Raw genomic sequence first — 10,026 nt, 5'->3', positions numbered from 1 at the left:
GGACTCAGCGAACGCGGGGGACCAGCGCACCCAAAACCGTTCGGGATGCGCACAGTTCCGGGACGTGGGTACAAAGCCCACTCCTGGACACTGTTTAGGAACGGTTTCCACGGCCTCCGTCATGAGGATCCCTTCGTGTGCTGGGTGAACCAGCCGCGCTGGACGGCCTTCGTCACATCCGGCTCGCCCTTGACCTTGCCGCTGTCCACGAAGAACCGGGCCGTGTCCGCGTATCCCTTGAGGTCCTCGGCGGTGAAGTCGCGGGCTCCGAAGTCGATCTCCTTGATCGCGTTCAGGGTCTGGTCCACCTCGACCTTCACGGCCTGCTTCGTGGCCCGGGCCGCGGCCTTCGGGTCGCTCTCGGTCAGCCGTGCCGCCTCCTGGAGGGTCTGTGCGACCTTCACGGCGGTGTCGGGATTGGCCTTCAGCCAGTCGGCGCTCGTGAGCAGCCACTGGGAATAGGTCAGACCGTAGGCGCCGGTGTTCTCCAGGACCCTGCCGCCCTGCTCGACGCCCTTGGCGGGCCACGGCTCCCACAGGACGTACGCGTCGACGTCGCCCTTCTTCATCAGGGCCGGGATCTCGGGCGGGTCGGCGGTGACGAACTCGACCGATTTCGGGTCGATCCCCTTCGACTCCAGGAACCGGGTCGCGGCGAGCTCGGACAGCCCCGGGGCGACCGCCATCTTGCGGATCTTCGAGGGGGACGTCACCTTCGGGCCGAGGACGACCTTGAGATACTTTCCGGACTGCTCGTACACCATCAAGGACCGCAGGTCGGGGTCCTGCTGCAGCATGCTGATGGTGGTGGTGTCCGAGTTCCCGGACATCTGCACCTGGCCGGCGGAGAGGTTGTTGACGCCTTCGCTGCCCTGCCCGAACTGGACGAGCTGGACGTTGAGACCGTGCTTGGCCCACAGCCCTTCGGCGTCGGCGAGGAAGAAGGGCGCGTACGAGGCGTCGATACCGACTCCGATGCGGATCGTGGGGCCCGCGGCGTTCTTGCCGGAACCGGCTGCCGAGTCGGTGGTGGCCGCGCTGCACGCGGTGAGCGAGAGCAGTGCGACGGCGAGGGCGGCGGGGCCGGTGAAGGGGCGTCTTGTCATAAACCGTGTCTCCATGAACACCTCAGGGGTCGCTGGGAGACCGCCGGTATCGGCTGGCCCTGGGACCGAGATTTGGCGCACCGTAGACCGGGGCGTGCCGTACACGCATGGATAGGGGTCCGCTGAACGGGACGCGCCGGTGATCCCCGCTGTCCGGCCGGTGTCCGCCGCCTGTGCCCGGGCCCCCACCCGGTGACTGCGCGTACCCGCGCGGGCGTTCTGCTCAGCGGGACAGGTCCCTTGGGCGGATCCACCGGTCCGCCGCATGCTCGCTGTCACAGTTCACCGGCAGCAGGAGGACACGCACGATGACGGTCGAGGACTCTCCCGACGCACAGACCACTGTCCGCGGCCGCCGCAGACCGGCAGGAGAGCCCGGACGCCAGGACTGGAAGTCATGGCCCCACTACGACGCGGCGGGCGCGGGTTTCCGGGGCTACTGGTACCCGGTCACCTGGTCCAGCCAGGTCACCGCCGATCCGCTGCCGTTCACGATCTGCGGCGAGAAGATCACGCTGATCCGGGACAACGGCACCGCGTACGCGCTGCACAACCGGTGCCCGCACCGCGGGGTGCCGCTGTCCGAGGGCAACCAGCAGTTCCCCGGCACCGTCAGCTGCCCGTACCACGGCTGGACCTTCGACCTGCCCACCGGCAAGCTGTCCGCGGTCATCACCGACGGACCCGGCTGCCGGCTGACCGGCAAGGTATCGGTGCGCACCTACGCGGTCGAGGAGCGCCTCGGCATGGTGTGGGTGTACATCCCCCTCGCCGACGAGGAGCCGCATCCGATCGACTCGCAGCTGCCCGAGGAACTCGTCGACAACGCCTTCGTGATGGGCGGCCGGATCGACCCGCGCAGCGGCAACTGGCGCTTCGCCTGCGAGAACGGCTTCGACGAGGGCCACGCCAAGTATCTGCACCGCACCGCGCTGTGGCGGCTCTTCAAGCCCATGCCGACCTGGAACGTGACCCGGGTGGTGCCCAGGGGCCGCTGGATCTTCCGGGTGCAGGACGAGGTCTACTGGGAGGCCGACTTCCCCGGGGTGGGCCGCTGGACGAACAAGCGCTGGTGGAAGGCCCAGCCGCCGAAGGAGACCTTCAACATCGGCAACACGGGCAAGCCGGACAAGGTCAACCCGACGATCGAGGCCCAGGAGTTCCCCGGCTTCGCGTCCCTGTCGATGCCCGGCGTGCTGCGCATCGCCTATCCGAACTTCATCCACTACGAGTTCTACGTCCCTGTCGACGAGGACAACCACCGCTATGTCGGCGTGATGGTCAACTTCACCGAGGGCTGGCAGACCCTGCGGTTCTACGCCAAGTACCTGGGTGCGATCCGCTGGCTGTTCCACGGCCAGTTCTCCGGTCAGGACGCGTGGATGGTCGACATCACCGACGCTCCCCCGGAGAAGCTCTACCGCCCCGACATCTCGCTGACCGCCTGGCGCAACCTCAGCGAGGAGGAGTACGGCAAGAAGCTTGCCGCCACAGGCTCCGGCAGCGGTTTTGGCACCGACGAGAAGAAGGCATGACCATGGGCCGCACACTGTTCACCCTGCTGATCGGGGCCGCGATCGCGGTCGGACTCCCGTTCGCCAAGAAGCGCTTCGAGCGCACCACCATGACCCAGGTCCACAGGATCAACCAGTGACCGGCGCACAGGAGTTGACGGGCCTGGACGAACGGCGGGCGGGCTGGGTCCGCGACGCCTGGCGCAACGTCAGCGGCGACCGGCTGCGCGAGCTGATCATCGGGCTCGTCGACATCCCGAGTCCCACCGGCGAGGAGGCCCCACTCGCCGCCCACATCGCCGACACGCTGACGTCCGTCGGCTGCCGCGCCGCCGTCCAGCCGCTCGACGACCGGCAGGCCAACGCCTGGGCCCGTCTCGACGGCGACAAAACCGGCCCCGACCTCATGCTCTACGCGCCCATCGACACCCTGACCGTGGGCGAGGAGAGCGAGGACCTCCCCTGGATCGGGCCCGAGTTGCGGGACGACATGCGTCCGCGGGCCACCGTCTACGACGACCTGGTCGTCGGGCTCGGGGCGTCCAACCCCAAGGGCCACGCCGCGTGCGTGATGATGGCCGCCGAGGCGATCTCGCTCGCCGGGATCCCGCTCACCGGCGACCTGGTCGCGGCGTTCGGCGCGGGTGGTATGCCCACCAACGCCCGGCCGGTCGGCACCCGCCGCAACACCGGGCAGGGGGTGGGGTGTTCGTTCCTCCTGGAGCAGGGTGTGTGGACCGATTACGCGGTCATCGCCAAGCCCGGCTGGACGGTGTCCTGGGAGGAGGTCGGCCTCGTCTGGTTCGAGGTCACGGTACGCGGCACGCACACGTACGTCGGCTCGCGCCACCGCCTCCCGTACGACAACGCCGTCGCCCGCGCCGGTGAGGTGGCCCGGCATCTGGAGGAGTGGTTCGCCGAGTACGCCGAGCGGCACACCGCCGGCACGGTCGCACCGCAGGGCATCGTCTCCTCGGTGCGCGGCGGCTGGCCGCGGATGGCGGCGGTGACCCCGGCCGCCTGCACTCTCATGGTGGACCTGCGCATCGGTCCGGACATGACACCCCTGCGGGCCAAACGGGAGTTCATGGCCGTCATCGACACCCTCCGCGACAAGCTTCCCGGCCTCGACATCACCGCCGAGATGGTCCTGGCGATCCCCGGCACACGGACCCCTGCGGACAGCTGGATCTGCCGTAGCGCGATGGCCGGCTGGGCGGCGCTCGAGGGGCGGGAACACGAAGTCGTCCGGGGCAACAGCGGTGCCACCGACGCGAACATCCTGCGCGGGCGCGGCATCCCCACCGTGCGGGTCGGGATGCCGAAGGTCGCCGAGTCCCCCTTCGACATCGACTTCGCGCGAGGCATGAACACCGTCTCCGTACGGGCCATGGAGAAGCTGACGCGCCATCTGATCCGTACGGCGGTCGACACCGTGACCCGGTCCCACGCCGAACTGGAAGCCGAGCAAGAAGGAGCAGCGGCATGACCGAGATCGTCCTGGGTGTGGGCGCTTCGCACAGCACGCTGATGAACACCCACTGGGAGGAGACCCTCCACAGGGACCGCGCCGAGAGGTTCCGGGAAGCGCTCGGCGAGGCGCGCGACGCGCTCGCCGCGGCCCGGCCCGACACGGTGATCCTGGTCGGGTCCAACCACTTCCGGGGTTTTTGGCTGGACCTGATCCCGAGCTTCACGATCGGCGTCGGCGAGTGCGTGGCGAGTGGCGAGTCCGGTACGCCCAAGGGGCCGCAGCCGGTGGACGTCCCGCTCGCCCGGCACATCGCGGGCTGTCTGGTGGAACAGGGGAGTCATGACCCGGCGTTCTCGGCCCGGCTGCAGATCGACCACGGTCAGTCGCACGCGATCCAGTACCTCCTGGAGGGGCTGGACGTCGAGCTCGTACCGATCGTCGTGAACGTCTTCGCCCCGCCGCTGCCCACCCTCGCCCGCTGCGAGGGACTGGGCCGGGCGATCCGGGACGCCGTGCTGGCCTTCCCCGGGGACCGCCGCGTGGCCGTCGTCGGCTCGGGCGGGCTCTCGCACCGGCTGCCGTGGCCGGACTGGCGTGCACCGCAGGGCGAGGACGAGGAGTTCATGGTCGGTGCCTGGCTGAACGGCCGGGAGAACTGGCAGGACTACGACATCCGGCGCCGCGAGATCATCCGGGCCGCCGAGGCCGCGCTGAACCCGGCGTTCGACGACGAGTTCCTGACCCTCGTCGAGAACGGCGAGACGCACCGCATCACCGAGTACACGACCGACGAGCTGGAGAAGGTGGCCGGTAACGGCGCGCAGGAGGTGCGCACCTGGCTGCTCATGTCCGCCCTGCTCGACCACACACCGGGCCGGCGGCTGGCGTACGAGCCGATGCCCGAGTGGCTCACCGGCATGGCCGTCGCCGTCCTGGACCCCGCCCTGAACAACGAAAGGCAGTCATGAGCATCTGGACCGAACTCTCGGGCATCGACTACCGGCACGCTTACGTGCAGACCGGCGATGTCACCACCCGTGCCCTGCAGGCCGGGCCCGAGGACGGCGAGCACGTCGTGTTCCTGCACGGCACGACCGGCCACCTGGAGGCGTTCGTCCGCAACATCCCGGCGCACGCCTCGGCCGGCTACCGCTGCCACGCCGTCGACATGCTCGGCCACGGCTACACCGGCAAGCCGGACCGCCCGGGTGAGATCCCGGCGTACGTCGAGCACTTGCTGGCGTACCTCGACGCGGTGGGTGCCGAACGCGCCCACCTGGTCGGTGAGTCGCTGGGCGGCTGGGTGTCGTCCTGGGCGGCGAGCGAGCACCCGGACCGGGTCGCCTCGCTGCAACTGCTGTGCATGGGCGGCACCAAGGTCAACCCGGCGGTGATGGAGCGGCTGAAGACCTCCACCCGCAGCGCCGCGCTCGAAGAGGAGATCTCCCGCACCCGGGAGCGGCTGGCGTTGCTGTGGGCCGCGTGGGACGAGGACCTGGGCGACGAGCTGACCCAGGTGCGCTACGACATCTACCACCGCCCGGAGTTCCAGCAGAACCTGCACAACCTGCTGGCGCTGCAGGAGGTCGAGGCGCGCGAGCGCAATCTGCTCCGGCCCGACCGCATGGCGCGGATCAAGGCCCCGACGCTGGTGGTGTGGGGCAACAAGAACCCGCTCGGGGACGTCCCGGAGGCCGAGGCGATCGCCGCCGCGATCCCCGGGTCCCGGCTGGAGGTCTTCAACGAGTGCGGGCACTGGCCGCAGCACGAGAAGGCCGAGCTGTACAACCCGCTGAGCCTGGCGTTCCTCGCCGAGACATCCTCGGCCGGCTGATCGTGCGGCCCTCGCCGAAGCCGCCGACCGCTGAGCCCTCGCCCTCGCCCTCGCCCTGACCGTTGCCCGTCAAGTCCCCACCGTAACCGTTGATCGTGAGGTGCCTGCCATGACCGTCGTTTCGATCGCCCACGCCGCGGCTCCCGCTTCCGCCGCGTCACCCGCTTCCTGTCCCGACCCGATGAACTCCGTCCTCGGCAAGGTGCGGCCCATCCTGGAGGCGTTCAGCGTCGACGACGATTCGCTGTCCCTCGGCGAGCTCGTGCGCCGTACGGGCGTGGCGAAGGCCACCGTGCACCGGCTCTGTCAGGAGCTGGTGGTCTGGGGTCTGTTGGAGCGAGCGGGCTGCGACTACCGGCTCGGGCTGCGGCTGTTCGAGATCGGCCAGCGGGTGCACCGGCAGCGGATCCTGCGCGAGGTGGCGCAGCCCTACATGGAGGACCTGCTGCTGGCCACCCGCGAGACCATCCACTTCGCGATCCACGACGGCATCGACGTGGTCTACCTGGAGAAGATCCTGCCGCACCGGGGGATGAGCGAGGAGTCCCGGGTGGCGGGCAGACTCCCGCTGTACTGCACCGCCACCGGCAAGGCGATCCTGGCCTTCTCCCCCACCGCCCTGTTCGGCGAGGTGGTGCGCAGCGGGCTGAAGCCGTTCACCCGTCACACCATCACCTCGCCGGGGCGGCTGCGCGGCCGGCTGGAGCGGATCCGGGAGCAGGGCATCGCGACCGAGGCGGAGGAGATCAGACTCGGCTACATGAGCATGGCTGTGCCGGTCTTCGGCCGGCAGAACGCGTTGGCGGGCGCGTTGTCGATCACCGCACCCACCTACCGGGTGGACGCCGCCGCGCACGCGAGCGCGTTGCGCACCGCGGGACTGGGCATCAGCCGGTCGCTGCGGTCGGCCCTGTGAGCGCGCTGGAGGAGGTACTGGCACGCGCCCGCGGACTGATCGGGCGGTGGGAGGACGAGGACTGCGGCACGGTGACCGTCAAGGACTTCTGCCGGTACGCCGCCGCGCTCAACGATGTCGGCTACCTCCGCCGGGCCCGGGCGCGGGAAGCCGCGGGTGCGGCGGTCGAGGCTCCCGCTCTGTTCCTCGCCGCGACCATGAGCTGGGAAGACGGGCCGACCGAACAAGAACTGCGGCCGGACGGACTGGCCGCCCGGGAGTCGCCGTGTACCCGGGGCCTTGCGGTGCGTCAGGTGCACGGCGGCCAGTCCGTACGGCTGACCCGGGCCCTGCTCGCGGGCACCCGGGTCACCGCCTCCCGTGCGGTCACCTCCGCCGAGCGGAAGCAGGGCCGGTCCGGCACCTTCGTCCTGCTCGGCCTCAGTACCCGCTTCACCTCGCCGGACGGGAACGAACTGACGGCTGTGGACGAGACGATCGTCGTGCTGGACGCCGTCGGCTCCGGAGCCGCGTCATGAACGTCCACGCCCCGCTCCCGGCGCCCGCCCCTGTCGTCGGTGACGTCTGCCCACCACGGCGGTACACGCACAGCAGGGTGCAGCTGTTCCGCTTCAGCGCCGTGTCGTGGAACTCCCACCGCATCCACTACGACGCCGGGTTCGCCGCCACGGAGGGCTTCCCCGACGTGGTCGTGCAGTCCACCCTGCACGGCGAGACACTCACCCGGTACGCCTTGGCATGGGCCGGACCCGACTCCCGCCTGACGGCGGTGAGCTGGCGCAACCAGGCCACCGCGGTGGCCGACGAACCACTCACCTGGACGGCGACCGTCCGCACGGTCGAAGGCACACGCCTGTCGCTCGACGTGGCGATCACCAAGGCCGACGGCACCTGCTGCGTCACGGGCGCCGTCGAGCTGGACCTCGGCTGAGTGGTGGGCCGCCGGGTGTCCCGCCAGACGGACCGGTTCCGTTGGGCGGGGCGCCGTTGGTCCATACGCTCCTGGACCATGAGCGTTCTTGCTGATGAGCCGGTCACCGCGGACGATTCCCCGGTGGTCGAAACCGACATCCTGATCATCGGTGCCGGCCCGTCGGGCCTCTACGGCGCCTACTACGCGGGCTTCCGCGGACTGCGCGTCGCGGTCATGGACGTACTGCCCCAGCGCGGCGGCCAGATCAGCGCGATGTACCCCGAGAAGCCCATCTTCGACATCGCCGGCTTCCCCTCGGTGCGCGGACGCGACCTGGTGGACAACCTGGTCGCCCAGGCGGCGCCGTACGGTGTCCGCTACCTTCTCGGACAGCGGGCGGTCGAACTGTCCCATCAGCCGGACGGCCGCCCCGTCGTCCGCAGCGACACGGGAACGACCGTACGAGCCGGGGCAGTGGTGATCACCGGCGGTGTCGGCACCTTCACCCCCAGGCCGCTTCCGGCGGGCGAGGACTACCTCGGCCGCGGGCAGGTCTACTTCGTACCGGACCCGGCCGACCACACGGACCACGACGTGGTCGTCGTCGGCGGCGGCGACAGCGCCTTCGACTGGGCGGCGACGCTCGCCTCGACCGCCCGGTCCGTCACGCTCGTCCACCGCACCGCCCGCTTCCGCGCCCACCACGCGAGCGTGGAACGGGTGCGGGCCCTCGGCATCGAGATCATCACCGATCACGATGTGAGCGCGCTGCACGGCACTTCGGCACTCGAGCGGGTCGAGGTCCAACACCGCGCCACGAAGGCCACCCGGCTGCTCCCCGCCCACACCGTCGTCGCCGCCCTCGGCTTCGTCGCCGACCTCGGCCCGCTCCAGACCTGGGGACTCGAACTCCAGGCACGGCGGATCGCCGTGGACACCCGGATGGCCACCAACCTGCCCCGCGTGTTCGCCGCCGGTGACATCACCGACTACCCGGGCAAGGTGCGTCTGATCGCCGTGGGCTTCGGCGAGGTCGCCACCGCCGTCAACAACGCGGCCACCGTCATCGACCCGGAGGCGGCACTCTTCCCCGGTCATTCCACCGACAAGGAGAACTGACATGGCCTATGTGATCGGCCCGGCCTGCGTCGACACCATGGACCGGTCGTGCATGGAGGAATGCCCGGTCGACTGCATCTACGAGGGCGAGCGCAAGCTCTACATCAACCCGGTGGAGTGCATCGACTGCGGCGCCTGCGAGACCGCCTGCCCCGAGCAGGCGATCACTGTCGACCGCCTCGCCGACCCGGAGTTCCGCGCCGACAACCGCCGCTTCTTCGAGGAGACGCTGCCTGGCCGTACGACGCCGCTCGGCACGCCGGGCGGAGCCAGTGGCCTCGGCCCGGTCGGCGCCGACACGCATCTGGTCAGCTCCGCGTCGGGCAGCACCCGATGAGCACCTCGGACGTCGCCAAGGCCGCCGACGCGCTCCTGGAGGCCACACCCGGACCGGCATGACGTGCCGTTGCTTCGATCATCAAGCGGTCTCAGCAATCCCGATGTTTCCGACGGAATGGTCCGTAACGGTGTCACCAGAGCGCGAGTTGCGCACCGGTGTCCTGTTGACGGTCTCCCGTTTCCTTCCCTGCCCGGGGGCTGGGGATTGCGCCACCTGCCCGCCCCGTCCCGGCCTTGCGGCGCGGGCGGGTGGTGCGGGTCTTACGGTCGGCTCCACGGGGCTTCGACTCCGCCTTGGCGGGGTCCAGGTCTCCGGCCACTCCGGTACCTGTCGTGCGGGCCCCGAGGGCGACCAGGTTGTGTCCGGCGTTCGCATCCCGGTCCAGGACGAGCCCGCAGTTGTCGCACTCGAAGACACGCATGCTGAGAGGCAGCTCGGCTTTCACCACACCGCAGCGCGAGCAGGTCTTCGAGGAGGGGAACCAGCGGTCGGCGACGACGAGTCGCGTGCCGCGCCGGCGGGTCTTGTTGGTGAGCTGGCGGCGGATCTCCCCGAACACGGCATCCGCGATCCGACGGGACAGACGCCGGTTGCGGCCCATGCCTGCGACGTTGAGGTCTTCGACGACGATCGTGCCGTACTCGCAGGCGAGACGGGTCGTCAGCTTGTGGCGACTCTCGTTGTCCGCTTGTCCGCTGAAAGCGCGGTGAGGGCACCGTGAAACCGGGTGGGCGCAGGCTCTGTGTCAGAAGGAAGGCGACGCGGAGCCCACCCGGGGACCGCGACAGATCCGAGGAGCAGACAACCATG

11 protein-coding genes are annotated in these 10,026 nt (G+C 69.9%); 9 read left to right on the top strand and 2 right to left on the bottom strand.

What is annotated here, in order from left to right; all coding sequences use genetic code 11:
• Positions 1-119 precede the first annotated feature (119 nt).
• Positions 120-1,106, bottom strand: a complete 987-nt coding sequence (locus AB0D57_RS46250) for an ABC transporter substrate-binding protein (protein ID WP_362088528.1) — start codon at positions 1,104-1,106, stop codon at positions 120-122.
• 308 nt (positions 1,107-1,414) lie between these two features.
• Between AB0D57_RS46250 and AB0D57_RS46245 the strand changes: the two genes are divergently transcribed.
• From AB0D57_RS46245 to AB0D57_RS46205, 9 genes are all read left to right on the top strand, one after another.
• A complete protein-coding gene (locus AB0D57_RS46245; protein WP_362088527.1) occupies positions 1,415-2,641 on the top strand; it encodes a Rieske 2Fe-2S domain-containing protein in 1,227 nt (408 codons plus the stop codon).
• Positions 2,642-2,756: 115 nt separating this feature from the next.
• Positions 2,757-4,109, top strand: a complete 1,353-nt coding sequence (locus tag AB0D57_RS46240; protein ID WP_362088526.1) for a deacylase — start codon at positions 2,757-2,759, stop codon at positions 4,107-4,109.
• The gene (locus AB0D57_RS46235; protein ID WP_362088525.1) at positions 4,106-5,062 is read left to right on the top strand and encodes a catechol 1,2-dioxygenase; all 957 of its coding nucleotides are present in this window, start codon (positions 4,106-4,108) and stop codon (positions 5,060-5,062) included. The genes AB0D57_RS46240 and AB0D57_RS46235 overlap by 4 nt, the downstream gene beginning before the upstream one ends.
• Positions 5,059-5,928 (top strand): alpha/beta fold hydrolase, encoded by an 870-nt coding sequence (locus AB0D57_RS46230; RefSeq protein WP_362088524.1) that lies wholly within the window; start codon positions 5,059-5,061, stop codon positions 5,926-5,928. Before AB0D57_RS46235 ends, AB0D57_RS46230 begins: the two co-directional genes overlap by 4 nt.
• Before the next feature lie 109 nt (positions 5,929-6,037).
• Positions 6,038-6,844 carry an IclR family transcriptional regulator gene (locus AB0D57_RS46225; RefSeq protein WP_362088523.1) on the top strand — a complete coding sequence of 269 codons (807 nt, stop codon included), beginning with the start codon at positions 6,038-6,040 and terminating at the stop codon, positions 6,842-6,844.
• Positions 6,841-7,362, top strand: a complete 522-nt coding sequence (locus AB0D57_RS46220) for a MaoC family dehydratase N-terminal domain-containing protein (RefSeq protein WP_362088522.1) — start codon at positions 6,841-6,843, stop codon at positions 7,360-7,362. Before AB0D57_RS46225 ends, AB0D57_RS46220 begins: the two co-directional genes overlap by 4 nt.
• Positions 7,359-7,775, top strand: a complete 417-nt coding sequence (locus AB0D57_RS46215; RefSeq protein WP_362088521.1) for an acyl dehydratase — start codon at positions 7,359-7,361, stop codon at positions 7,773-7,775. Before AB0D57_RS46220 ends, AB0D57_RS46215 begins: the two co-directional genes overlap by 4 nt.
• Positions 7,776-7,853: 78 nt before the next feature.
• Positions 7,854-8,876, top strand: coding sequence for an NAD(P)/FAD-dependent oxidoreductase (locus tag AB0D57_RS46210; RefSeq protein ID WP_362088520.1), 1,023 nt, complete (start codon positions 7,854-7,856; stop codon positions 8,874-8,876).
• Position 8,877: 1 nt separating this feature from the next.
• The gene (locus tag AB0D57_RS46205; RefSeq protein ID WP_362088519.1) at positions 8,878-9,213 is read left to right on the top strand and encodes a ferredoxin family protein; all 336 of its coding nucleotides are present in this window, start codon (positions 8,878-8,880) and stop codon (positions 9,211-9,213) included.
• A 133-nt stretch (positions 9,214-9,346) separates the two neighbouring features.
• Here AB0D57_RS46205 and AB0D57_RS46200 read toward each other — a convergent pair whose 3' ends face one another.
• The gene (locus AB0D57_RS46200) at positions 9,347-9,880 is read right to left on the bottom strand and encodes a zinc ribbon domain-containing protein (RefSeq protein WP_362088529.1); all 534 of its coding nucleotides are present in this window, start codon (positions 9,878-9,880) and stop codon (positions 9,347-9,349) included.
• Between the last annotated feature and the right edge of the window lie 146 nt (positions 9,881-10,026).

This window comes from Streptomyces sp. NPDC048275, assembly GCF_040652275.1.
Taxonomy (GTDB): Bacteria; Actinomycetota; Actinomycetes; order Streptomycetales; family Streptomycetaceae; genus Streptomyces.
This window is presented reverse-complemented; position numbering and strand designations above follow the sequence as displayed.

What these genes read in the sequence shown, in the direction of transcription:
- AB0D57_RS46235 (WP_362088525.1), top strand. Translation starts at nt 4,106, where the DNA reads ATGACCGAGATCGTCCTGGGTGTGGGCGCTTCGCACAGCACGCTGATG.
- AB0D57_RS46205 (WP_362088519.1), top strand. Translation starts at nt 8,878, where the DNA reads ATGGCCTATGTGATCGGCCCGGCCTGCGTCGACACCATGGACCGGTCG.
- AB0D57_RS46215 (WP_362088521.1), top strand. Translation starts at nt 7,359, where the DNA reads ATGAACGTCCACGCCCCGCTCCCGGCGCCCGCCCCTGTCGTCGGTGAC.
- AB0D57_RS46210 (WP_362088520.1), top strand. Translation starts at nt 7,854, where the DNA reads ATGAGCGTTCTTGCTGATGAGCCGGTCACCGCGGACGATTCCCCGGTG.
- AB0D57_RS46250 (WP_362088528.1), bottom strand. Translation starts at nt 1,106, where the DNA reads ATGACAAGACGCCCCTTCACCGGCCCCGCCGCCCTCGCCGTCGCACTG.
- AB0D57_RS46225 (WP_362088523.1), top strand. Translation starts at nt 6,038, where the DNA reads ATGACCGTCGTTTCGATCGCCCACGCCGCGGCTCCCGCTTCCGCCGCG.
- AB0D57_RS46230 (WP_362088524.1), top strand. Translation starts at nt 5,059, where the DNA reads ATGAGCATCTGGACCGAACTCTCGGGCATCGACTACCGGCACGCTTAC.
- AB0D57_RS46245 (WP_362088527.1), top strand. Translation starts at nt 1,415, where the DNA reads ATGACGGTCGAGGACTCTCCCGACGCACAGACCACTGTCCGCGGCCGC.